This window comes from Pseudoduganella lurida, assembly GCF_007830455.1.
GTDB lineage: Bacteria > Pseudomonadota > Gammaproteobacteria > Burkholderiales > Burkholderiaceae_D > Rugamonas > Rugamonas lurida.
Genome location: NZ_VLLB01000004.1, coordinates 369,262 through 393,242 on the forward strand (window position 1 = coordinate 369,262; position 23,981 = coordinate 393,242).

At 67.1% G+C, this 23,981-nt stretch carries 20 protein-coding genes; 9 read left to right on the plus strand and 11 right to left on the minus strand.

Annotation, left to right across the window (positions count from 1 at the left end):
• Positions 1-16: 16 nt before the first annotated feature.
• Entirely contained in the window at positions 17-1,039 is a 1,023-nt protein-coding gene (locus IP91_RS14090) for a proline iminopeptidase-family hydrolase (RefSeq protein ID WP_145649694.1), read from the plus strand.
• On the opposite strand, the gene IP91_RS14095 is transcribed toward IP91_RS14090, so the two are convergent.
• Positions 1,040-2,266 carry an MFS transporter gene (locus IP91_RS14095; protein WP_229474400.1) on the minus strand — a complete coding sequence of 409 codons (1,227 nt, stop codon included), beginning with the start codon at positions 2,264-2,266 and terminating at the stop codon, positions 1,040-1,042. It lies immediately after the preceding gene.
• A 181-nt stretch (positions 2,267-2,447) separates the two neighbouring features.
• Between IP91_RS14095 and aac(6') the strand changes: the two genes are divergently transcribed.
• Positions 2,448-2,891, plus strand: coding sequence for an aminoglycoside 6'-N-acetyltransferase (aac(6'), locus tag IP91_RS14100; RefSeq protein ID WP_145649695.1), 444 nt, complete (start codon positions 2,448-2,450; stop codon positions 2,889-2,891).
• Here aac(6') and IP91_RS14105 read toward each other — a convergent pair.
• The 4 genes from IP91_RS14105 to IP91_RS14120 all read right to left on the minus strand — a co-directional run bounded on the left by IP91_RS14105 (position 2,888) and on the right by IP91_RS14120 (position 6,185).
• A complete protein-coding gene (locus tag IP91_RS14105) occupies positions 2,888-4,111 on the minus strand; it encodes an FAD-dependent monooxygenase (protein ID WP_145649696.1) in 1,224 nt (407 codons plus the stop codon). The genes aac(6') and IP91_RS14105 overlap by 4 nt on opposite strands.
• Before the next feature lie 77 nt (positions 4,112-4,188).
• Positions 4,189-4,980, minus strand: coding sequence for an AraC family transcriptional regulator (locus tag IP91_RS14110; RefSeq protein ID WP_145649697.1), 792 nt, complete (start codon positions 4,978-4,980; stop codon positions 4,189-4,191).
• Between the two features lie 80 nt (positions 4,981-5,060).
• Positions 5,061-5,540 carry a VOC family protein gene (locus IP91_RS14115; RefSeq protein WP_145649698.1) on the minus strand — a complete coding sequence of 160 codons (480 nt, stop codon included), beginning with the start codon at positions 5,538-5,540 and terminating at the stop codon, positions 5,061-5,063.
• Positions 5,541-5,621: 81 nt separating this feature from the next.
• Positions 5,622-6,185 carry a TetR/AcrR family transcriptional regulator gene (locus IP91_RS14120; protein ID WP_145649699.1) on the minus strand — a complete coding sequence of 188 codons (564 nt, stop codon included), beginning with the start codon at positions 6,183-6,185 and terminating at the stop codon, positions 5,622-5,624.
• A gap of 108 nt (positions 6,186-6,293) precedes the next feature.
• Between IP91_RS14120 and IP91_RS14125 the strand changes: the two genes are divergently transcribed.
• From IP91_RS14125 to IP91_RS14135, 3 genes are all read left to right on the plus strand, one after another.
• Positions 6,294-7,352: an NAD(P)-dependent alcohol dehydrogenase gene (locus IP91_RS14125; protein WP_145649700.1), complete on the plus strand. Its 1,059-nt coding sequence runs from the start codon at positions 6,294-6,296 to the stop codon at positions 7,350-7,352.
• 157 nt (positions 7,353-7,509) lie between these two features.
• Positions 7,510-7,875, plus strand: coding sequence for a hypothetical protein (locus IP91_RS14130; RefSeq protein WP_145649701.1), 366 nt, complete (start codon positions 7,510-7,512; stop codon positions 7,873-7,875).
• A gap of 80 nt (positions 7,876-7,955) precedes the next feature.
• The gene (locus IP91_RS14135) at positions 7,956-8,936 is read left to right on the plus strand and encodes a cupin-like domain-containing protein (protein ID WP_145649702.1); all 981 of its coding nucleotides are present in this window, start codon (positions 7,956-7,958) and stop codon (positions 8,934-8,936) included.
• A 146-nt stretch (positions 8,937-9,082) separates the two neighbouring features.
• Here IP91_RS14135 and IP91_RS14140 read toward each other — a convergent pair whose 3' ends face one another.
• Entirely contained in the window at positions 9,083-11,038 is a 1,956-nt protein-coding gene (locus IP91_RS14140) for a phosphatase PAP2 family protein (protein WP_145649703.1), read from the minus strand.
• Between the two features lie 291 nt (positions 11,039-11,329).
• Here IP91_RS14140 and IP91_RS14145 point away from each other — a divergent pair, with 291 nt between their 5' ends.
• Both IP91_RS14145 and IP91_RS14150 read left to right on the plus strand, forming a co-directional pair.
• The gene (locus IP91_RS14145; RefSeq protein WP_158643144.1) at positions 11,330-12,580 is read left to right on the plus strand and encodes a DUF4382 domain-containing protein; all 1,251 of its coding nucleotides are present in this window, start codon (positions 11,330-11,332) and stop codon (positions 12,578-12,580) included.
• A 37-nt stretch (positions 12,581-12,617) separates the two neighbouring features.
• Positions 12,618-16,337 carry a TonB-dependent receptor gene (locus IP91_RS14150; RefSeq protein WP_145649705.1) on the plus strand — a complete coding sequence of 1,240 codons (3,720 nt, stop codon included), beginning with the start codon at positions 12,618-12,620 and terminating at the stop codon, positions 16,335-16,337.
• A 120-nt stretch (positions 16,338-16,457) separates the two neighbouring features.
• On the opposite strand, the gene IP91_RS14155 is transcribed toward IP91_RS14150, so the two are convergent.
• Positions 16,458-17,159 (minus strand): helix-turn-helix transcriptional regulator, encoded by a 702-nt coding sequence (locus IP91_RS14155; RefSeq protein ID WP_145649706.1) that lies wholly within the window; start codon positions 17,157-17,159, stop codon positions 16,458-16,460.
• A gap of 83 nt (positions 17,160-17,242) precedes the next feature.
• On the opposite strand from IP91_RS14155, the gene IP91_RS14160 reads away from it, so the two are divergent.
• Positions 17,243-17,665 (plus strand): VOC family protein, encoded by a 423-nt coding sequence (locus IP91_RS14160; protein ID WP_145649707.1) that lies wholly within the window; start codon positions 17,243-17,245, stop codon positions 17,663-17,665.
• Between the two features lie 13 nt (positions 17,666-17,678).
• On the opposite strand, the gene IP91_RS14165 is transcribed toward IP91_RS14160, so the two are convergent.
• Positions 17,679-18,326, minus strand: a complete 648-nt coding sequence (locus IP91_RS14165; RefSeq protein WP_145649708.1) for a Vat family streptogramin A O-acetyltransferase — start codon at positions 18,324-18,326, stop codon at positions 17,679-17,681.
• Positions 18,327-18,593: 267 nt separating this feature from the next.
• Between IP91_RS14165 and IP91_RS14170 the strand changes: the two genes are divergently transcribed.
• Positions 18,594-20,012: an arylsulfatase gene (locus IP91_RS14170; protein WP_145649709.1), complete on the plus strand. Its 1,419-nt coding sequence runs from the start codon at positions 18,594-18,596 to the stop codon at positions 20,010-20,012.
• A 13-nt stretch (positions 20,013-20,025) separates the two neighbouring features.
• Here the strand turns inward: IP91_RS14170 and IP91_RS14175 are convergent, their stop codons facing one another.
• From IP91_RS14175 to IP91_RS14185, 3 genes are all read right to left on the minus strand, one after another.
• Positions 20,026-20,934: a formylglycine-generating enzyme family protein gene (locus IP91_RS14175; protein WP_145649710.1), complete on the minus strand. Its 909-nt coding sequence runs from the start codon at positions 20,932-20,934 to the stop codon at positions 20,026-20,028.
• 126 nt (positions 20,935-21,060) lie between these two features.
• Positions 21,061-23,313 carry a putative bifunctional diguanylate cyclase/phosphodiesterase gene (locus IP91_RS14180; RefSeq protein WP_145649711.1) on the minus strand — a complete coding sequence of 751 codons (2,253 nt, stop codon included), beginning with the start codon at positions 23,311-23,313 and terminating at the stop codon, positions 21,061-21,063.
• Positions 23,314-23,440: 127 nt separating this feature from the next.
• The gene (locus tag IP91_RS14185) at positions 23,441-23,668 is read right to left on the minus strand and encodes a hypothetical protein (protein WP_145649712.1); all 228 of its coding nucleotides are present in this window, start codon (positions 23,666-23,668) and stop codon (positions 23,441-23,443) included.
• Between the last annotated feature and the right edge of the window lie 313 nt (positions 23,669-23,981).

The following is a 23,981-nucleotide window of genomic DNA, read 5'->3' on the forward strand; positions in this document are numbered from 1 at the left end:
TCCCAATTGGAGAGACATGGACCGTCGTGATTTCATCAGCGCCGCCGCAGTCAATGTACTTGCAACCGCAGCCGCCACCACCACCACCGCGCACGCCGCACCACGGCACACATCGACCGCAGTGACCGTCACGCAACCGGATGGCCTGAACCCGCCCGGCATCCGCACCGCCGGCGTGCGCCTGGTGCCCGTCGTGAACGGGAAGTACAAGGTGTGGACGAAGAAGGTCGGCAGCGGTCCCGTGAAAGTCCTGCTGCTGCATGGCGGTCCCGGGTTCACCCACGAATACCTGGAAGCGATGGAAGCGTTCCTGCCGCAGGCCGGCATCGAGATGTACTACTACGACCAGCTGGGCTGCGGCAATTCGGACCGGCCCGAAGATCCGTCCCTGTGGACGCTGCCTCGCTACCTGGAGGAGCTGGAAGAAGTGCGCGTCGGACTGGGCCTCGACCATTTCGTGTTGTACGGCCACTCGTGGGGCGGCATGCTGGCGATCGACTACGCGCTGCGGCACCAGCGCCACCTGCGCGGCCTCGTGATCTCGAACATGACGGCGGGGATCGGGTCGCTGCTGCGGCACCTCGGCACGATCCGGCGCCAGCTGCCGCCGGCCACGCTGGCCCGGCTGGAAGCGCTGGAACGGGCCGACGGCTACGACACGCCCGAGTACCAGGCGATCATGATGGAGCAGCTTTATCCGAAGATCATCTGCCGCACCGTGCCCTGGCCCGACGCCGTGAACCGCGCGTTCGCCCACGCCAACCTGCAGATCTATAACGCCATGCAGGGCAAGAACGAGTTCGTCTTCACGGGCAACCTGAAGGACTGGGAGCGCTGGGACCGGCTGCACGAAATCACCGTCAAGGCCCTCGTCATCGGCGCGCGGTACGACGAGATGGACCCGGCCGACATGCCGAAGATGGCACAGGCCATGGGCCGCGCCACGGCCGTGGTCTGCCCGAACGGCAGCCACCTGTGCATGTGGGACGACCAGGCGTTCTACTTCCAGCGCCTGCTCGCCTTTCTCAAGACGGTGTGATCACTTTCCTGCCGCAGGCGCGTCGAACGTGAACACGCGGTGGGACGAGGCGGCGATCGCCAGCACGCCCAGCAGGCTCAATGCCAGCGCAATGCGCAGGTCCGAGCGGTGCGCGATGAAGCCCACGATCACGGGCCCGATCAGCAGGCCCACATAGGCCAGCCGCGTGGTGATGGCCAGCCCCGTCGATGGCGACACGCCGTTGGCCAGCGCGATGCGGCCGGCCGACGAGAACATCACGGGAATGATGTTGGCGACACCGAGCCCGCACACGAGGAAGCCCGCCAGCGCGGTCGCCACCGTGGGGAACAGCAGCGCCACGCCCAGGCCCGCGATGCACATGGCGCAGCTGGCCACGACCAGCGCCCCTTCGGAAAAGCGCGCGCGCACCGGGTCGCCGGTGAAGCGCCCCGCCGCCATACCGATCGAGAACGCCGCATAGCCGGCGCTCACGAAGCCGCCCGTCGCCAGCGCCACCTCGCGCATGTAGACGGCGGTCCAGTCGTACATCGCGCCTTCCACGATCAGCGCCAGGAAGGCCAGGCAGCCCAGCACCACCAGCTTGCGCTTGACCCCTGGTGCGAGATGCTCGCCAGCGTGCGGCGTGCCGTCCTCGTTGGTACGCACGGCCGGTTCCGGCAGCAGCCAGCGCGCCGTGGACAGCGTGAGCGCCGCGCACAGCGTGCACACGGCCGCCAGGTGCCACTGGTTCGGCCACTGCATGCCCTGCCAGGCGCTAGCCACCAGTGCGCCGAACATGCCCCCCAGGCTGAAGCTGCCGTGCAGCGAACCGATCACGGGCCGGTCGAACGTTGCTTCGATGACGGCTGCCTGCGAGTTCGCGGCCACGTCGTTCACGGCCGACATCGAGCCATATAACGCCAGCCAGAACAGCAGCAGCGCGTACTGCGGCATCAGCAGGATGCCGAACGCGGCCAGCGCCATCAGCATGCCGCTGGTGACGGACGCGCGCGCACTGCCCACCTTCGCGATCCAGCGCCCGGCCCAAGCCATGATGAGGATGCCGCCCAGCGCCACGGCCAGCATCGACAGCGACAGCGCCGCGTCGGACAGGCCGAACTTGTCCTTGATGGTGGGCACGTGCGTGCCCCACGAGGCGTAGATGACGCCGTTGCAGAACAGGACGGACATCGCGGCAAGGCGGGCCCTGGCGAGGTTGGGCAGCGGCTGGGCAAGTGCGGAGGAGAGCTGGGCGGGATTGTGCACGGCGGTGAAGTAAAGAACCGGGCTGCGCAGTGTAGCCGATCGGCCCCGCGGCGGCCGCCATGCACAGTTTCGGCCGTCAACGACAATTGCTTTGTTTGTGAACTAATGGATTGAGGTAAACTTGCATTTCCACGGCCCCGACCCATGGCCGACCACAGCGGCTGCTAGAAAGGCGGTGTCCATGCGGATCATTCCATGCACTTCGATCGGGCAGGAGGGCTGGCTGGCGTGCCGCCAGGCCCTGTGGCCCGACACCATGGCGGGCGAGCACCTGGCCGAGATGCGCACGGCGCTGGGCGATCCGGACCGGTATGCCCAGTTCATGGCCAGCGCCACCAATGGCAGGGCGCTCGGTTTCGCGGAAGCCGCGCTGCGGATGGACTACGTGAACGGCACGGACAGCACGCCGGTCGCCTTCGTGGAAGGCCTGTACGTGACGCCGGAATACCGCCGCCAGGGCATCGGCACGCTGCTCATCGTGGAAGTCATCCTGTGGGCCAGGGCGCATGGCTGCACCGAGCTGGCGTCCGACGCGCTGCTGGACAATGAAGTGAGCCAGGAGATGCACCGCTCGCTGGGCTTCGAGGAAACCGAGCGGGTGGTGTTCTTCCGCAAGCTCATCTAGGCGATGCGGACGGCCGCCGTACCCAGACCCCAGACCCGCCCGGCCACGTACGTGGCGCCATCGCGCGTTGCCATCAGGTCGCCCACGATCGCACGCAGCGCGCGGGCGCCGGGATCGGGCCGCATCAGGGCGACCTGCGCGCGCGACCAGTCCAGCACCCGGGCACCGAGCGGGTGCCGCTCCGCCTGGTAGGTATCGAGCAGTCCCTCGGACGCCCGGCCCTGCACGGTCGCCGCCAGTTTCCAGCCCAGGTTCAACGCATCGCCCAGGCCCAGGTTCAGGCCCTGCCCGCCCAGCGGCGAATGGATGTGCGCCGCATCGCCGGCCAGCAGGACCCGGCCGTTGCGATAGGCCGTGGCCTGGCGTGCGCGGTCGGTCCACGTGGTGGCCAGGTGCAGCGTTTCGATCGTTACGTCACTACCCGAAATGCGGCGCAGGACATCCTGCAGATGCTCGCGCGTGACGGGCAGGCCGGCATCGTGGAAGGCGCCGCCATCGAACGCCTGCAGCACGATGAAGCCGGGCTGCGACTGGAGGTACATGCCGCGCGCCGTCACGTTGCGGCCCGGCTTGAGTGCTGCCGCGCCGGACAGCTCCGCGCTGAACGTGTAGCCCGTGAATTCGGGCTCCGTGCCGGCAAAGTCGAACCCGCCCGCCTTGCGCACGATACTGCGCGCGCCATCGCAGCCTACCAGCCAGCCCCCCACGAACGTTTCATCACCGGCATGGACCGTGACGCGGTCGGGCTCCTGGTCGAAGCCGGCGATGGCGGCGCCCCGCCGGATCGTCACGCCAAGCTCGCATGCGCGGCGCGCCAGCACGGTCTCCAGTTCCGCCATCTCGGACAGCAGGCTGGCCGGAAGACCGTCCGGCTGATCCGGCCACTGCGACATGTCGATGTCCTCGTGATGGAAGACGAGCCCGGCGAAATGGCCGGCCGGGCGTTTCGCTCCCGGCGACGATGGGCCGACGAACGGGTTCTTCATGCGCTGGTGGAGATCGAGCGCATCGAGCAGCCCGCGGCGGTGCAGCGCGCCGATGCTGGGTGCGGACAGGCCGCGCAGGCCGAACGGCATGCGCTTCAGTGGCGAATCGGGATCGGCGGCCTGTTCCAGCACCAGCACCGCACAGCGTTCCAGCGCCAGCTCGCAGGCCAGGAACAGGCCGACGGGACCGGCGCCGGCAATGATGACGTCGTAATGTGGCTGCGCAGTGCTCATGTTCTCGAACGTGTGGTTGACGATGTCCGGCACTGTAGCGATGCGTGGCTGTCCAGGCTTGTACAAACCCGCCAAAGTCAGCTCTTGCGCAGCCGCTGCGCGAAGGCCGCCGGCGTGGTGCCCGTGTAGCGCTTGAACTCGCGGCTCAGGTGCGACTGGTCCACATAGCCGAGCGCCTGCGCCAGGCCGGCGATGCTGCCGTGCGGCTGCGCGAACAGGGAGTTGCGCACCCCCTCGAAGCGCATCACGCCGGACACCTCCTTCACCGTGTAGCCGGCCCGCAGCTTGAACCTGCGCTCCAGGGTGCGCACGGTGGCATGGGCCGCCGCCGCCACGGCGCTGACGGACAGGGTGCCCTGGCCTTCCCGCAGTGCCGCGCCGGCACGCAGCAGCATGGCATCCGGCGCGATGCCCGATGCCGCCTGCGTGAAATGGCGTTCGAGGTGGGCCAGTGCCTCGTCGACGTGGCCGGCCTCGATGCACCGCGCCAGCGTCGGCTGCAGGCGCGCGACGGGGTGGTCGAAGCGGCGCACGCCGTCCTGCCCGGCGGGCAGCCCGAGCAGGTCGTACACGGCCCACGGATAGCAGCGGATGGCGAGGATGTCGACCCGGCCCTGCGCCTGCAGCATGACGGGCTGCGTCAACAGGCCCATCAAGAATGGCGACGGCAGGCGCTGCACGCGGCCCCCCATCACCATGCCGCACGCGCCACCGAAATGAAAGATGATCTCGGCGCAGCCATCCGGCAGTACCTCGAAGGCGGACGGCAGCGGACCGCCCTCGATGCGGTCGGTCCAGAAGCACTTGACCGCGTGCTTCAGCGCGGTCGGCGGGGCGAATTCGTGGTGGTGGGGTCGCAGGGGCAGCATGGGTCGGTCAGTCGGATCGGGCAGCATGCCGGACGGCGCCCTGCCCGCCTTGTACAAATGCGACAAAGCCGGCGTAAGCGTCAGCCGCGCCGCGCCGCTTCGATGGCGGCGATGTCGATCTTCCGCATCGTCATCATCGCCTCGAACGCCCGCTTCGCCGCGGCCGGGTCGGGGTCGCCGAGCGCCGCCATCAGCGCGCGCGGCGTGATCTGCCACGACAGGCCCCACTTGTCCTTGCACCAGCCGCACTCGCTTTCCTGCCCGCCGTTGTCCACGATCGCGTTCCACAGGCGGTCGGTTTCCGCCTGGTCGTCGGTGGCAACCTGGAACGAGAACGCTTCGCTGTGCCTGAACATCGGGCCGCCGTTCAGGCCCAGGCAGGGAATGCCCATCACGGTGAACTCCACAGTCAGCGGGTCGCCCTGCCTGCCGTCCGGGTAGTCGCCGGGCGCGCCGTGCACGGCCTTCACTGCGCTGTCGGGAAAGGTGGCGGCATAGAAGCGCGCGGCTGCTTCCGCGGTACCGTCGAACCACAGGCAAATCGTATTTTTGCTCATCATGATCGGTCTCCGGGTGACAAGGGTGGGAAGCCGATTGGACCGAAGTTCGGCGGCCGGGTCAAGCGGCATCGGCGCCGGCCGTCAGGACCGTTGCGCGCCGACGGTGGCCACCGCCATGGTGATCATGCCCGCCACCACCTGCTGCAATGTCGGCAGGCTGTCGGCGGAGGCCTTGATGCCGGTGGTGGCCACCCGCAGGATATAGGCGATCTCGCGCGCGCTCATTGTCCCGCCGGGCCCGATAGCCGGGGCTAGCACGGCGGCCAGGTGTGCTTCCAGGCTGTCATAGATGTCGGCCAGCGCCCGGGGCGCGTAGCTGCCGCAATTGGCCATCATGTCGATGCCGTTCGGCGAGTGGATCACCGAGGCCGCCGGTTCGATCACCCAGATCTCGAACAGGCACGCCAGCTGCGCGGCGATATCCCCTGCCAGCGGCAGGCGCTGTGCCGTGGCCGCATCGCTGCGGGCGCGCTGGCGCAGCACGAGCGCCGCGAAGATGGCTTCCTTGTTGGCGAACGAGGCGTACAACGTGGGCCGCGACATGTCGCACGCCGCCGCGATGTCGCTCATGCTGACCTTGGGGTAGCCATGGCGGATGAACAGGTCGAATGCGGCATCGACGATGCGGGTTTCCTTCGGTTCCATGCACTCTCTTCAATGGAATAGCAATGATTTACAGTTTACATATTTTGTAAACCTGTTAGGATGCTTTACAGATTACATTGAGTGTAAAGCCCCGACGAGGAGAAGTCCATGAATGCCCCTGCAACGAACGCCATGACCCCCGCCTACGCCGCACTGGAACGGAACGGCCCGCTGGTGCCCTGGCAGTTCGAGCGCCGCGCACCGCGACCGGACGACGTGGTGGTGAAGGTTCTGTACTGCGGCGTATGCCACAGCGACCTGCACGCCACCGGCAAATGGGGCCAGTCGTTCCCGCTCGTGCCCGGCCATGAAATCGTCGGGGAAGTCACCGCGGTGGGCAGCGCCGTCAGCGTGTTCGGCATCGGCGACAGGGTGATGATCGGCGTGATCGTCGATTCCTGCCGCGTCTGCCAGCCCTGCCGCGACCACATGGAAGTGTATTGCCGCGAGTTTCCTACCCAGACCTTCGACGGCGTCGACCGTGTCGATGGCACCCGCACCCGCGGCGGCTACTCGGCCCGGTACGTGGCTGACCAGCGCTTCGTCTATCCATTGCCGGCGAACCTGGACCCGGCGGCTGCCGCGCCCCTGCTGTGCGCGGGCGTGACGACCTATTCGCCGCTGAAGCACTGGAACGTGGGGCCGGGGATGACCGTGGGCGTGGTGGGCATCGGCGGCCTGGGCCACCTGGCGGTGAAGTTCGCGCGGGCGCTGGGGGCGCATGTGGTGGCGTTCACGACCTCGCCCGCGAAGGTGGCGGCGGCGCTGGCGCTGGGTGCCCACGAAGCGGTGCTGTCGACGGACGAGACGCAGATGGCGGCGCAGGCGTACCGCTTCGACTTCATCCTCGACACGGTGTCCACCACCTATCCGATGACGCCGATGATCCAGGCCCTGAAACTCGATGCCACGCTGTGCTCGCTGGGCATTCCCGACCGGTTCGACTTCGCACCGCTGATGCTGACGATGGGCCGGCGCCGGCTCGCCAGCTCGGGCGCGGCCGGTACCGCCGACACCCACGACATGCTGGCGTTCTGCAGCGCCCACGGCATCGTGGCGGACGTGGAAGTGATCGCCATGGACCAGATCAACAAGGCATTCGGGCGCCTGGCCAGGGGCGACGTGCGCTACCGCTTCGTGATCGACATGGCGACGCTGGCGCCCTGAATCGCTGTTGGCACCGCCAGCCTGAGGGCGGCTTGTTGACCTTTGGTAGAATGCGCAAAGCGCCCGACAGTAATCAGGAAAATGATTATTTTCGGGCGCTTGTACCAACCGACCAACAGCAAGCCTAAGCTTTCGGAACGATCTCGAGGAGCCACGCATGGACATGATCAATCGGCTGAGCCCGGCGATTCTCGGCTTTATCGCATTTGCCAGCTATGCGGTGGCCACGGCACTGGTGCCGGAAGACGATCTCACTGCCGCGACATTCGGCATGCTGGTTGCGTTTGCCGCCGGTTACGCGCGGCTGCCGTCCGGCCCGTTCGTGGCCGGCGTGCTGGTTTCGATGGCCTGCTGGGTCGGCGTGGGACTGGTCTCGGACAATGAACTCAATCGCGCCGCGGCCATCATCACCGTGCCCGTGTTCGTGCTGATGACGTTGCTGTACGGGGGCGGCAGTTTTGTTGCCGGCAAGCTGGTGGGGCTGGGCGTCAATGCGTTGCGGCGGGCGCAGCCGAGCCGGTAGTCCCGCTGGCCCTTGCAGTATCATGCGCGATTGAACAGACGGTGGGCCGGCCCGCCCGCCTTCGCGCACATCGCAAGATCATGTCAGAACAGAAGAACCCGGCGCTGTCCCCGCAGGCGCCACCACCCCGCACGGCGCCACGCCTGCCGCCCACCCGCCAGGCATCGGAAGCGGCCGCCGCCGACCGCGCCGCCCACCAGGCCGCCCGCGAGCGCAAGGATGCGCAGGTGCGCGGCGTGGTGTCCATCGAGGCGATGCGGGAAGCGATCAGGACCGCCTCACGTGCGCTGCCGCCGATCACGGAAGTGCCTCGTCTCAAGGCGCTGGGCACGGCGGCCTTCCGCGAACGCGCCGCGCAGGGATTGCCGTTTTTGATGACGGGGATCGTCGACCGCTGGCCTCTGGCTGCCCTGGACGTGGCCACGCTGCGCGAGCGCTACAGCGACCTGCCGGTGCGTGCCCGCGTGGGCGACTACGTGAACACGGCCTTCGCGCCGGACCGGGCGATGCGGGACATGCACCTGGCCGACTACCTGGACCTCGTCGCTGCCGGCACGGAGGGCCTGCCGCCGTACCTCGGCAACCTGGAAATGCGCGAGCTGAACCGGCTGTGCCACTGGCCGTCGTACTTCGACAAGATGGGCCCGCCGCGCTTCTGGCTGGGCCCGGCCGGCACCGTCACGCCGCTGCATTGCGACTATGACGACAATGTCTTCGCGCAGGTCTGGGGCACCAAGCGCATCACGCTGGCGCCGCCCCATCATGACGAATTCCTGTACCCGAACGCAGCGAACGCCATCCTGTTCGGCTCGCCGTTCGATCCGGAAGCGCCCGACTTCGACCGCTTCCCCCTCGCCCGCCACGCCACGACGATCGAATGCATCGTCCACCCCGGCGACATGCTGTACGTGCCCGCCGGCTGGTACCACCAGGTGCGCTCGCTGAGCTTCTCCCTCTCGTCGAACCGCTGGGCCCGCGCCCTGCCGCTGGCGCTGCCCCCCGCCGCTACCGCCCAGCTCGTGTCCACCGTGGGGTCAACCCTAAAATCGGACACGGACTGAGCTGTAGAAGATGCGCGATGTGTGCTGTTTGAAGATGAGATCGTAGTAAAACTGCTTCTACCCCCCAGGAAAGCTGAACGCTACAGACCAGCTCGTGTCCGATTCTGGGGTTGACCCCACGGTGGACACGGGCTGGGCAGTGAGACTCAGGCGCCCAGCCGCAGCTGCAGGCCGGTGCTGGTGTAGGTCGGCGTGACGGTGTGGCCGTCGACGGTGATGGTGTCGAAGCGGCCCTTGAAACTGGCGGCGCTGATGACGGTCAGCGTGGTGCCGGCCGCCGGCTTGTAGCCGTCCTGGAACTTGATGCGCAGCGTGCCGCCGCCGACGGTCGCGGCGCCGGCCACCGTCAGGCGGCCCTGTTCGGTGGCGCCGAGGCGCAGCTCCAGCGTGCCGCCAAGCAGCTGCGTGTATTTGCCGCCGATGGCCAGCGCGGCCGGTGCGTTGCTGATCACAGTGCCGGCGGCGGTGACGTAGACATCGCCCGTGCCGAACGCCGTGGCCGACAGCGCTTCCAGCGTGCCCCCTTCGACCTGCGTACCGCCCGTCCAGCCGTTCTTGCCGCCCAGCTTCAACGCGCCCGTGCCCTGCTTGACCAGCTTGCCGGTGCCGGTGATGTCGTTGCGCCAGCGGTCGGCTGCGCTGAAGCCGCCCTTCGTCGCATCCATGTTCAGCACCACGTTGCCGGTGAAGACGCCGTAGCCTTCCGCCGCCGCGAACAGGTTCAGGCGGCCCCAGCCTTCCGCATCGTCCAGCACCGGATAGCCGGAAGCGATCGCGGTGGTCTTCAGCACCACGCGGCGCTGCGCATCGCTCAGGTACGGCAGGCGCGTTTCCAGCAGCACTTCGGCGTCCTTCGGCACCACGGCCGGTGCATTGGCGGCGGCGATCTGCGGCAGGCCGTAGGTCATGCGGCGGATGTAGTTGGCCTTGCTGGTGGCGTAGTCGGCGAAGCGGTCGTTGGCCGGCGTGCCGGACACGGCAAACGCGGGGAACGTGGCCGTCGTCGTGTTCGTCAGTTTCATCAGCGTGGTGTGAGCCTGCGTGACGGCGGCCGCACGCGTGGCGGTGCTGGCGGCCAGCAGGTTGGCGGCAGCCACCGCCTGGGCCTGCACGCGGCCGCTGATCACGTCCAGCGGCGAGTGCATGCCTGCCAGGATGCGGCTCTCGCCCAGCTCCAGGCCGCGGCCGACGAGTTCCTGGTAGCGCTCCGGCAGCACGTAGGCCATGGCGACGGCATTACGGGTGGCTTCGGCGGAGTGGCCGCTGGTGAAGCCGCCGTCCGTGCCCGGCGTGGTGCTCTTGGCCGGTTCCAGCTGCGGCACCACCTTCACGGCCGTGCTCCAGCGGAATGGCCGCGCGTACTTGTAGAAGCGCTTGGCCGGTTCCGTCGAGCCGTTGTTGCCCATCGAGTTGACCAGGTCGACGACCTTGCCGAAATCGGCATTGGCATCGCCGCCCACGCCGTTGTTGTTGCCGGCGTCGTCGTACTTGACGGTGGTGGCATTGGCCGGCACGTCGTTGATCGTGGTCGTGGCACGCGAGGCCGCGCGCCAGGCACTCGTCAGCGGACCCATGCCTTCGGTCACGCTGTAGCCCTTGCTGCGGCGGTCGTCCAGGTAGGCCAGCTGCGCCTGCTCCGCGGTGCGGCTGGCGGTGGCCTTCACCACGTAATCGATATTGGCATTGTGGACGGCCGCGTTGACGATCGTGCCGCCCGGCGTGCCGTCATTGGGCACGCCGGTCCAGGCCGACTTCACGACGGCCGGAAAGCCATCCACGGCCGGTGCCGGGGAGTCGGCATCGACCAGCTCCGTCAGCGGCTTCCAGATCGCCAGCATGCCGCCCAGCACGCGCACGCCGGCATTCGTCGTCAACGTCGCGTAGCGGGCATCGCCGCGCTGGTTGGTCGCCGCGGTGTCCACGAAGGCCGTCGCCGTCGGTACCGGTGCCGTATCGGCCGCGCCCTGGTCGGCCGGCGCCGCCGGGATCACGACCGCCACGTCGTCATTGTCGTGATCGGAACCGCCGCATGCCGCCAGGGCAAGCATGGCACCGATGGCGATGGCGAGAGGAAGACGGCGCAGCTGGCTGGCGTGATGCATGTGAAACCCTTCTGTTGGATGGTGGAACGAAAAATTGAGGGCATCATAGGGAGCGACTGTGACGGCTTGATGACGCCGCCTTGTCAGCTTTGCACAACACTCCCCTGCGCCGCCCCGCCTCTCTCCTCCCTGCGGCCGACCGCCATTCAGCAATTTCGTAATTCACTTCAAAAAGATCGCAACGATCTGGCCGGACCAATTTCCCTAAGATGGGCCTGCTGTACGAAATATTTAAAGAACATCGATCGTACGCCATCGCCACGGGGCGAAAAACAAAAATCAGGAGACGACATGAACCAACCGATCGACCAGCGGTGCCGCTGGCTTGCATGCACCATTGCGTCCGCCGTTTTGCTGAGCGCCTGCGGCGGCGGCGATGACGACGATCCGCCAGCGCAGGAAGCCGCCCGCGGCACCGTGCTCGCCAAGCTGCAAACGGGCGCTAACGCCTGCGGCCTCGACGCCGTCAACGTCACCGTCAGCAAACTGCGCCTGAACACCAGCGCCAACGCAGCCACCGGCGACAGCGGCTGGGTGGACCTGGCCCTCGCGCCGGCGCAACGCATCAACCTGATCGACGCCGCCACGGTGCCGGGCGGCGCCACCACCGACCTGGGCGAAGTCTCGCTCCCCGCCGGCATCTACACGCAGGCGCGGCTGGTGCTCGATGCGGCCGGCAGCACGGTGCGGGTCGCCGGTGCCGCGGCCGACACCGCGCTGACGACCGATGCGTCACTCGGCAGCGACGGCATCCGCGTGCCGGTGGACGTGAAGGTGGACAGCGCCGGCAAGGCCACGCTGGTGGTGGACTTCAACGGCTGCGGGTCGATCCAGCGCCGCGGTAGCGCTTATGTACTGAAGCCACGCGCGGCTGCCGTACAGCCCACGCTGAACGGCATCGCCGGCTTCATCGACAAGGCCGCGCTGGCCAGCGGCATCGTCATCACGGCGCAGCAGAACGGCGGCATCTTCGCCACCGCCGTGCCGCATCCGACGACCGGCGAATTCCTGCTGCCACGCCTGCCGGCCAACAAATACGATGTGGTGATCCAGGGCCGCGGCCGCGCCACCGCGGTGATCGGCGCCGTGCCGGTGGAGGCGGCCGCCATCGTGGCCATCGCCACCGCTGCCGCACCGATCGCGCCGGCCACCAGCGCCACCGCCACCGTCAGCGGGCAGGTCAGCTACGCCGCCGGCAAGGCCGCGCCGGACAGCGGCACCTGGGTGCAGGCCGCGCAGACCATCGCCGCCAGCATCAACGTGGGCAATCTGGCGACTCCCGTCACCTACCGCCTCCAGCCGGTGGACCTGGCCAGCGGCGCCTACACGCTGCCCGACCTGCCGCGCGCCTCGATCCAGTACGCGCTGTACAAGCCGGCCCTGCCGCTGGCGCTGGCCAACGCCACCACGAGCCTGGGCAACGGCCGCTATCGCATCGATGCGGTGGCCGCCGGCTACTCGAACACGGCCAGCACGGCATCGACGAGCGTGGACATCAATGCCACCAGCCCGGCCGGCATCAACATCGTGCTGACCCAGTAGAGCGCTGCAAAAATCAAAATAATCGGAGACGACAATCATGCAGAACACAAAGTACGACATGCGTCCGAGGCCGCTCAGCTTCGCGGTCTCGATGGCGCTGGCCGCGCTGGTGACGGGCAATGCCGCGCTGGCACAGGAGCCGGCACCGGCCGGCGATGCACCACAGGGGCCGGTGACCACGGTGACCGTGTCCGCCACGCGCGTATCGGCCCAGTCGAGCATCGACCGCAAGAAGAACGCCGCCACCGCGATGGATTCGATCGTGGCCGAAGACGTGGGCGCCCTGCCCGACCGGAACGTGGGCGAGGCCATCTCGCGCATGGCCGGCATCGCACTCGACCGCGGCGACTACGGCGAAGGCGTGAGCGTGGCCGTGCGCGGCAACTCGGCGGACCTCACGCGCGTGGAACTGGATGGCCAGGCCGTGCAGTCAGCCGGCGGCGCGGACATGGGCGGCAACAGCGGCGCCAGCGGCCGCGCCGTCGAATTCCGCCAGCTGTCCTCGGACCTGATCAAGAGCGTCGACGTGGTGAAGGGCTCCACGGCCGACATGACGGAAGGATCCCTTGGCGGCGGCATCATCATCAAGACCCGCACCGGCCTCGATTTCAAGAAGCCGTTCGTGTCCGTGCGCGTGGCCGGCTCGCAGGGTTCGCTGAACAAGAAGTGGGAACCGGATGCCAACCTGATCCTGGCGAACAAATACCTGGACGGCCGGCTGGGCCTGATCCTGAACGCCTCCAGCACCACGCTGGCCAACGAATCGCACTCGGTGCAGAACGCCTTCAGCGGCCTGCAGGGCTACTACCGCGTGGCCGACTTCGACAACTCGCCGGAAAAAACGTTTACTTTCCAGCCGCAGACGCTGAACCTGGCCGATGCCAGCGCCACGCAGCCGATGCTGCAGACACCGCTGCTCTCGGGCGGCTTCCTGACGGCGGCCAGCCCGCAATCGGTGCTGACGCAATCGGCCGCCGCGCAGACGAAGGCCGCCTGCTACGCGGCCTTCCCGGACCTGACGACGGCGCAGCGCAACAACATCGCCACGGCCAACCTGAACGCGGCGCTGGCGCAGCGCGGCAACGAGCTGGCCACCTGCCTGAACCAGTGGAACGACTACACGCCGTCGAACGTGCGCTACTTCGTCAAGCGCGAGATCGACCGCCGCCAGAACCTGGACCTGCGCGCCGACTTCAAGGTGAACAACCAGCTGACCGTCTACGCGAAGGGCAGCTACAACCGCCGCCGCGACGACCTCTCGCAGCTCACCTACACGCTGGGCAACGTGCTCACGAATACGGGCACGACGATCGGCCCGAACTACACGGGCCCCACGTACACGGACAACACCGCCACGGGCGTGCGCAATGCGGTGCCGGGCTCGGGCTACTACGCCTACGACTATCCCACCCCGCGCAGCAACGGCTATCCGCTGGCGAACACGGTGGTCAACATCGTGCCCGGCTCGATCGTCACGGATGCGAACCACCACCTGACGTCGTACACGATCAGCGACGGCCAGGCCACCACCGACCAGCTGCACGACATCGCCTACGTGACGGCGAAGTACCTGCAGCTGGGCGGCACGTACAAGAACGACGGCCTGACCGCCGAGTTCTTCGTGGGCGACGCGCAGTCCGACTTCCGCCGCGCCCAGAAGCGCATCAGCTTCACCAACTTCTTCGGCGCCACGCAGATGGCCGTGCTGCCGAACGGCCTGTGGAGCTACAGCTTCCCGACCGGGAATTTCAACCAGGCCGATCCCGCGCAATACGTGAAGCTGTTCCCCGCCACGTCCAACGCCAGCGCGCAGCCGCTCGGTCCGCTGAACACCCGCTACGTGCCGGCCTACACGGCGGCGCAGCAGCCGCTGGTGAGTTCGAGCTCGCCCCGCACGGAAGCGTTCTGGAATCCGCAGATCCGCGAGAGCGAGGAAAAAACCGCGAAGCTGGACGTGAGCTACGTGGCACCGGAGTGGATGCCGTTCTTCAAGCGCTTCAAGGCCGGCTTCAACTTCCGCGACAACAGCGTGAACAACTGGAACCCCGGCGATGGCAACAGTGCCGGCATCGTCATGCAGGCCGCCGTGGGCACCTACGGCCAGCCGGGTTACCAGGCGCCTGTCGTCATTCCCACGCCGATTGCACGCGCCGTGGTGCAGGCCTGCCAGGACACGCCCGGCTCGCTGGGCCCGGGCGGCAAGCCCTGCCAGTACGGCTACACGCCGGTGGCCGATCCGCGCCTGGGCCTGAACAGCACGGTGCAGCTGACGCCGCAGCAGTGGCAAAGCCTGATCGGCCAGGTGCTGCAGGGCCAGGCCACGCCCACGCAGTTCTTCAGCGGCGCCAAGGGCCGCTCGGACGGCATGCTGGACAACTGGACCCAGATCAACGTGGAAAAGGCGTTCTCGCTGCTCGGCGTCCCGAACAACAACTACGACTGCGTGAAGACGTGTACGGCCACGGACGGCAAGATCTACGAACAGCCGGTGCAGCGCCTGAACGAACGCACCAAGGCGCTGTACCTGATGGGCGACTTCGGCATCGACCACATTCCGTTCACGAAGATCGCCTTCCCGTTCGACTGGGAGCTGGAAGGCAACCTGGGGTACCGCTACGTGCGCACGGATGTCAACGGCACCGGCATGATGACGCTCACGTCGATCGCCAGGACGGCCTCGTACGATCCGCTCGATCCGGCCAAGGCCGGCGGCACGATCACGAACTCCTACGTGCGCAACACGGCGATCAATGCCAGCACGACGGACTTCCTGCCGATCTATAACCTGGCGCTGTGGGCGATCCCGGACCAGCTGGTGGTGCGCTACAACCATGCGAAGACGGTGGCGCGTCCACCCATCACGCAGCTGATCGCCTCGGGCACCTGCACGTACGACGAAACGCGACTGGACAGCGGCGAAGGCGCGCAGCGCTGCAGCGGCACGCTCGGCAATCCTGGGCTGCAGGCGCAACGCAACGTGAACCAGAACCTGAGCGTCGAGTACTACCCGAACCGCGACACGATGTTCTCGGTGGCCGTCTTCAAGCAGAAAGGCATCGTGGGACCGGCCATCAGCCAGGGCGTCAACAATATCCCCCTGTTCTCCGGCTCGTCGCTGATCGATCCCGCCACCGGCGTGGACCTGTCTTCGCTGCCCTTCGACTACTCGATGTGGATGAACGGCGCGGCCACCACGCGCAAGGGCCTGGAACTCGCCGCCAAGTCCGCGTTCACCTTCCTGCCCTGGAACCTGCGCTATACGGGCTTCGATGCCAACGTGACGAAGCTGCGCTCGATCACCACCACGCAGAACGCGGTGGACCTGCTGACCGGCACGCCGCTGCCGCCGCAGCGCGAGTCGAAGTACTCGTACAACTGGGCGGTCTGGTATGACGACGGCAAGTTCTCGGCGCGCGTGGCCGTGCAGGCGGTGGCTTCCTACTTCACCTGCATCGCCGGCTGCACGCAGCAGGCCGCGATCCAGAACTACCCCGCCGTGAGCCTGACCTCGACGAAGTTCCCGTACAACCCGGGCTCGCCGAACTTCAAGGACGGCACGCGCTTCATCGACGGCAAGGTGGCCTACAAATGGCGCCCGAACATCGAGTTCTTCCTGGAAGGGCGCAACCTGAACAACTCGACCACCACCAACAGCCAGGGCGGCTACACGCCGTTCGCCGACGGCACGCCGAACCTGCTGGACTACGCGTATGCCGGCCGCCGGATCATGGTGGGGGTGAACTTCCGCAACCTGTGATGCACTCGCCGGCCTGGCGCGCTGCGCGGTGTGCCTGGATGGCGGGTGTTTTTGGTGGAGCGGGCCTGGCCTGCTCCACCTTTTTTTCGTCCGTCATGATTGACTACTTCGTTGCGGCCGTCAGGCAGCCTGCTCCGCCCTCTTTGCATCCAGCCCGGCCTGGTATTCGCGCAACAGCGCCACCCGTTTCGGCCGGAAGCTGCTCCCCGCCAGCGCTACCGCGGTAATGCGGTCGGCACGAAACATCCGGAAGTCTTCGCGCAGGCAGCAGCGCGCCAGCACCACCAGCAGCCGGTCCAGGTAGACGATCGCCAGTGGCCAGATCGTCCGGCTGGTAACCGCGCCCTCCCGGTCCTTGTAGCCGATCTCCAGCGCCTCTTCGCGCCAGCACGCCGTGCGGATCATCGCCATGTCCGGCAGCGGCGGGTAGCGCTCGTAGAAGTGATGCACCTGCGAGACTGCATGCAGCAGATGCTGCTGGCTCAGTGAAGGCAGCGTGGCGGCCACCTTGCCCAGCACGGCATTGGCCGCGGCGGTCAATGCCGGGTCGCCCATGTGCTTTACTTCGGCCAGTCCCAGCATCAGCGCTTCGATTTCCATGCGGGTGAAAGTTTGCGGCGGCAGCGTGCCGTCTTCGATCAGCGTGTAGCCGTAACCGCGCTCGCCGCCGATCTCGGCGCCACTGGCGCGCAGGCTGTCGATATCGCGGTAGGTGGAACGGACGGACACGCCCGTTTCGGAGGCCAGCTGCGCCGCGGTGACGGGTGCGGGCAGGCTGCGCAGCGCCTGGAGCAGGCGGAATAAACGGTCGGAGCGGGACATCGGCAACTGACAAAAACTGGCAGGAGGGATGGCTATCATAGCACCGCGGTCGAGCACCGCCACCATTCAACCAAGGAGCCACGATGTCCATTCAAACCGTTACCCACCTCAATTTCCGCGGCCAGGCCCGCGCCGCACTGGCGTTCTACCAGCGCGTCTTCGGCGGCGACGTCACCGTTGTCACCTATGGCGATTTCGGCCGGGCCGAGCGTCCGGAGGAGGCGGACCAGGTCATCTGGGGCCAGGTCGCGGCCGACAATGGCTTTCGCGTCATGGCCTATGACGTACCGGCGGCCATGCCCTATCACGCGGGCGAGAACGCGTTCTTTGTTTCGGTGCGTGGCGATGCCGAGGAGGAGATCCGCGCGCTGTGGGACAAGCTGTCCGAAGGCGGCACGGTTGTCCACGCGCTGGCACCGTCACAGTGGTCGCCGCTGTACGGCATGCTGAAAGACCAGTTCGGCGTGATGTGGGTGCTGGATGTGGCGGCGCCCTATCGCGGCTGATACGCCGCCGTCCTTACACCTGACCGCTCGCGGCGGCGCGCTCCAGGGCATCCACATCGCCACCGCGGATGAGTTCCAGGTGCTCGGTGATCCACGCCACCGGGCGGTCCCACCACGCGATGGCAAGCAGGCGCTGCACGGTCGCGGCATCGAAGCGCTCGCGCAGCACGCCGGCCGGATTGCCGCCCACGATCGCATAGGGCGGCACATCGGCCGTGACCACCGAGCGGGCCGCGATGATGGCGCCATCGCCGATGCGCACGCCCGGCATGACCAGCGCATCGTAGCCGATCCACACGTCGTTGCCGATCACGGTGTCGCCCTTGTACGGCAGCTCGCCCGCCTGCGGCAGCGCCTTCTCCCAGCCGTTCCCGAAGATGAAGAACGGGTACGTGGAGATGCCGCCCGTCTGGTGGTTCGCGCCGTTCATGATGAACTTCACGCCGCGCGCGATGGCGCAGAACCGGCCGATGCGCAGCCAGTCGCCCACGAAATCGAAGTGGTACAGCACGTTGTTTTCGAAGTTGCGGACGCCGTCCGGATCGTCGTAATAGGTGTAGTCGCCGACCTCGATGTTCGGGCGCGTGACGATGTTCTTCAGGAAGCACACCTGCTCGAAGGCGGGCATGGGGTGGATGGTCTGTGGGTCGGGTCCGTGCATGGGGTCTCGAATCGAGCGGGGTTATCGAATGCCAGGGTTATTTCGCTGGCGGCGCTGGAGTGGTTGCTGGCGCGGGCGGCGGTGGCGTCAGCGCCGCCTCGACCTGCCGCCGGGCGGCTTCGGCGATCGGCTCCCGCACGGGGGGGGTGAAAAAGCAGCACCAACGCTCAATTTGTTGAGCAGGTATCATCGTGCGACGATGCTAAGCTCGTTCCCCATGCCGCAGGCGGGTCCGCCCGCGCGGCCGTGCCTCAACAGGAAGATTACATGATTCGCAGAGAATTCATCATCAGCACGCTGGCGGCCATCGCCACCGCGCCCGCCTTCGCAGCCCCGCAACCCGGTACCCGCCGCCCCAACATCATCTTCATCCTGGCCGACGACATGGGCTGGGGCGACACCGCCATCTACGGCTCGACCAAGATCAGGACGCCCAACATCGACCGCCTGGCGAAGAGCGGCATGCTGTTCACGCAGGGTTACGCGGGAGCGCCGGTGTGCGGACCATCGCGCTGCGCGCTGATGACGGGGCAGCACACGGGCCACGCACGCATCCGCGACAACACCTCCGTCGGCGGTGGCCGGCTGGGAACGAAGGGCAAGGGGAAAGAACTGTGGCGCCGCCCCAACCTGCTGCCGGAAGATCACACGGTGGCGCAGTACCTGCAAGGCGCCGGCTACCGCACGGGCCTGATGGGCAAGTGGCACCTGGACGGCTTCGAGCCGAACGCCACGCCGCCGAAGTTCGGCTTCGACGAGTTCAAGGGCTGGCTGATCCAGCAGGAGAGCACGCAGGGCTACTGGCCATCGCAGCGCATGCACAACGAGAAGCTGGTGGACATTCCCGAGAATGCCAACGGCAAGCACGGCCTGTACGAGCCGAACATCCTCACCGAGGATGCACTCGACTTCATCGAGCGGAACAAGGCCGGGCCGTTCTTCCTGTTCGCCGGCTACAACAGCCCGCACTCGCCGTACACGGCGCCCGACTTCGGACCGTACGCCGACAAGGCCGGCTGGGCGGACGACGAGAAGACCTACGCGGCAATGATCCACTACCTCGACGTCGGCATCGGCAAGCTGCTCGACAAGCTGGCCGCCGCTGGCCTCGACAAGGACACGGTGATCTTCTTCGCCTCGGACAACGGCCCCCGTTCGGAGCCGACCGCGCAGCAGACCCGCCTGGCCGACTTCTTCGATTCGAACGGCGGCCTCACCGGCTACAAGCGCGACATGTACGAGGGCGGCATCCGCGATCCGTGGATCGTCAGCTGGCCGGGCCGGATCCCGGCCGGTGCCGTGAGCGACGTGCCCGTGTACTTCCCCGACTTCCTGCCCACGGCGCTCGACCTCGCGGGCGCCGCGGCGGCGAAGACCGATGGCGTGAGCCTGAAACCCTTCCTGGTCGATCCGCAACGCAAGGCCGAAGACCGCCTGCTGTACTGGGAATACTACGACCCCGAGTTCCGCCAGGCGGCGCGCTGGGGCAAGTGGAAGGCCGTGCGCCTGAAGCGAAACGGAGCGCTGGAACTGTACGACCTCTCCGTCGATCCGAAGGAGAGCAGGAACGTCGCGGCACAGCATCCGGAGATCGTGGCCAAGATCGCAGAGGGCATGGCGCGCGAGCACGTCGCTTCGGTCGAGTATCCGGACCCGGCACCGAAGGCCGGCAGCAAGGAAAGCTGAAACCGGAGCTGGTTCAACGCACCGGCCGGACGCAGCGGAAGCCGATGTTGGAGGCCGCGCTGTCCGGCGTGTTCTGCGTGCGCGCGGCCGGCCGGTAGCGGTTGCAGTAGGACGCGTGGCACAGGAACGAGCCGCCCTTCATCACGCGTGCAGCGCCAGCCGATGGTCCTTGCGGATCTGCGCTCGGCGCGGCGCTGAAATCGGTGGACCAGAAATCGGCGCACCATTCCCACGTATTGCCGGTGACCGAGTACAGGCCGTGGCCGTTGGGCGGAAACGCGTCGACGGGACAGGTGGCCGCATAGCCGTCTTCCGCCGTGTTCAGGTCGGGGAATTCGCCTTGCCAGACGTTGCACAGGTGGTGGCCCGCCGGCGTCAGTTCGTCGCCCCACGGGTACAGCTTCTGTTCGAGGCCGCCACGCGCGGCGTATTCCCATTGCGCTTCCGTCGGCAACGTCCCGCCGCTCCACGCCGCGTAAGCCATCGCATCGTTCCAGGACACGTGCACCACCGGGTGATCCATGCGCTCGCCGATGTTCGAGCCCGGGCCTTCCGGCGTGCGCCAGGAGGCGCCGCGCACCAGGCACCACCAGGGCGCCGCGGACAGCGTGTCTTCCACCACCTCGTCATACAGGGCATCCGGGATCTGGGCGTGGAAGACGAACGAGGTGCCGTAGCGTTCCGATTCCGTGACGTAGCCGGTGGCCTGCACGAACGCGGTGAAGTCGGCGTTGGTAACCGGGTAGGCGTCGACCGCATACGACGACAGCGACACGGGACGCACCGGTCCTTCGCCATCGCCGCGGTTGGCGCGCGCGTAGTCGGTACCCATCAGGAAGGTGGCTGCAGGCAGCGTCACCGTCGCGCGTGGCGCTGGCGCGGCGGCTAGTGCGGGCGTCAGTGGCGCGGACTTCAGTGCCATTCCTGTGCGCGAGGCCGCGCAGCAGGGCTTGAGGGCTGCCGCATCGGGCGGCGGAGTGGTTCCAGGCTGGTTCATGCGCGATCGCTGCGGTAGCTGAGACAGGATCTGCGATTGTAGGGGAGGACCTTATGCCTGCATAGCCGCAGCCGGTGCCTGCGGCCGCTGGCCCAGCTGCTCGATCAGCAGCGCCAGCGGCATGGGCCGGTGATACAGGAAGCCCTGCATGCAGGCGCCGCCCTGCTGTGCCAGGTAGGCCGCCTGCGCTTCGGTCTCGATGCCCTCCGCGACGACCCGCAGGCCCAGGTGGCCGGCCATCGACAGGATCGACTGCACGATGGCCGTGCTGTTGTGGTCCTGCGGCGCCTCCTGCATGAAGCTCTTGTCGATCTTCAGTTCGTACAGCGGCATCTTCTTCAGGTACGCGAGATTGGAATAGCCGGTACCGAAATCGTCCACGGAGAAGCGGATGCCGAGCGCGGTCAGCTGGTGCATGCGGGCGAGCGTCTGGTCGATGTCCTCGATCAGCAGGCCTTCCGTCACTTCGAAGATCAGCTGGCTGGCCGGCGCGCCCGTCTCGGCGAGGATCGCTTGCACCTTCTCGACGAAGTCCGGCTGCCGGAACTGCACCGGGCTGACATTGATCGACAGCGGCAGCGCGCGGCCGATCTCATCCAGCGCATGCCATGCCGCACAGGCCTCGCGCAGCACCCAGTGGCCCAGCGGGATGATCAGGCTGCTCGCTTCGGCCACAGGGATGAAGTGATCGGGTCGCACCATGCTGCCGTCGGCGCGGCGCCAGCGCATCAGCAGTTCGGCGCCCACCGGCGTGGCCTGGTGGTCGACCTGCAGCTGGAAGTGCATCGCCAGCTCGCCGTTGTCCAGTGCCACGGCCAGCTCGCGTTCCAGCGCCAGCCGGCGCTGCGCATCGACCAGCATGGCGCACTCGAACAGCATCACGCCATCGCGGCCGCCCGCCTTGGCGTGGTACATGGCGGTGTCGGCTTCGCGCAGCAGGTCGTGCGCGCTGACGCCGTCGCGCGAGGTCAGCGCCACGCCGATACTGGCACCGATGCGGAACGGCTGGCCTTCCAGTTCCAGCGGCAGTGCCAGCGCATTGCGCACCAGGTTCGCGGTTGCCAGTGCCGTGCGTGCCGCGATCGCAGGGTCGGCGCCGAGGTTCTCCAGCAGGATGACGAATTCGTCGCCGCCGATGCGGGCCACCATGTCGTCCGGATTCAGGGCATGGTGCAGGCGCGCTGCCGCGTGCTCCAGCAGCACGTCGCCCGTGGCATGGCCGCGCGCATCGTTGACGTTCTTGAAGTTGTCGATGTCCAGGTACAGCACGGCGCCGAGTCCCTGCCCTGCCGGACCTGCCGCCAGCATGGTTCCCAGACGCTCCATCAGCAGGCGGCGGTTGGGCAGGCCGGTGAGCACATCGTAATAGGCCAGGCGGTGGATGGCTTCCGCCGCGGCGCGGCGCTCCGTGATGTCGCGGCCGACCAGCACCCAGTGGGTCGCGGTGACACCCTCGCGGGCAAATGGCATCACTTCGACTTCGACCCAGAAGGCTTCACCTGCGCGCGTGTAGATCGTCAACTCGGCCTGGCATGGCTGGTTGGTCGCCATTGCCTCGTAGATGCGCGCGACGATGGCGTGATCGGTCTCCGGCCCGCGCAGGGCGTGCATGTCCCGCCCGACGATGTCGTCGCGCTGGTAGCCGGTGCGGCGCAGGAACGCATCGTTGGCGAAGATGATCGGCTGGACCGCCTTCGGGCTGTCGCCCGCCGTGGCGATGATGACCATGTCGTTCAGGCGCGCCACGGCGGCGGACGTGAGCTCCAGTTCGCCCAGCGACCGCGACAGCCCCTTGAGCAGCATGCTGCAGGCGAGCGACAGCATCGAACTGACGGTGCTGTAGTTGATCGCTGCGACCAGCGACGCCTTCAGCGGTTCATCGCCCATGCCCGGCATGTTCAGGGCGATGTGGCCGGTGGCACCCGCCACGATCAGGGCCGCGACGCCGAGGCCAGTGGCGATCATCGCGGACCTCAGGTTCAACAGGATGGCGGCAATGAGCGGTGGCCCGAGCAGATAGCTCAGGCTGGCCGAACCAACGGACAGCATCAGCACGATGGCCAGCACGTAGACCACGGCCAGGAAGTTCAGCACGCGAACCGTATAGGACAGGCGTCTCAGGCGCCAGATGGCGAACATCCACACCAGCGCCAGCGTATCGGCCAGCGCCACCGGCCACATGGCATGCTGGACCAGGAAAGGGATGATCGCGACCGTGGAGATCGCGCCGACAACCAGCACGACGGCCAGCAGCGAAGAAAAAATGCGTTCCCGCCATGCGGCGATATTGTTAGCGTTGCCCATGGCAGTGCGTGCACGCAGGTGATGTCCCTGGGCAATTTTTGGGAAGGTTGCTATGCTAAATTGCGCAGCGGCAAGTGTCACGCGTTTTCGGGGGGATGTGACGTTGTTGTTGCAGATTGGTACCGCGTCATTCTCTTTCCGATGTGTTTTCCTGTCGTGACACCGGTGGGATTTTCTTCGTCAGCACGCCGAACAATACTGCACCGGCCAATGCGCAAAGACTAGGCAGGAGGAAATACGCTGCGCCACTGCTGAGCAGCATCGTCAGCGCGAGGCCCAGCAGGCCTACCAGTGCCAGCAGCGCCGTGGCGGTGAGACACAGGGAAAAGCCGATCAGGTTGACTAATTTTTTCATGGAGACGGGCATTATCGCATTGGGATATGCGCGTCTCTGATTGCGTGAGTTTGGCCGGCAAGGGCGGGTGAATTGGGAAGGCGCAGGGGCGCGTTGGGCGGAAGCTTGTAGACGCATGAGCGCGGCGTGCAAGCGGAGATTGTTGGAGACGCGTGAGTGCGGCGTGGTTGGAGACGCGTGAGCGCCGGGTGATCGGAGACGCGTCAGCGCGGGGTGTGAAAGCTGAAGTGGTTGACGACGCGCGCCCTCGGCGCGCGGCGCCGTTGAAGTGGGATTTTTCGCTGCGCGGAAAATCTCCACTTCAACGACAAAT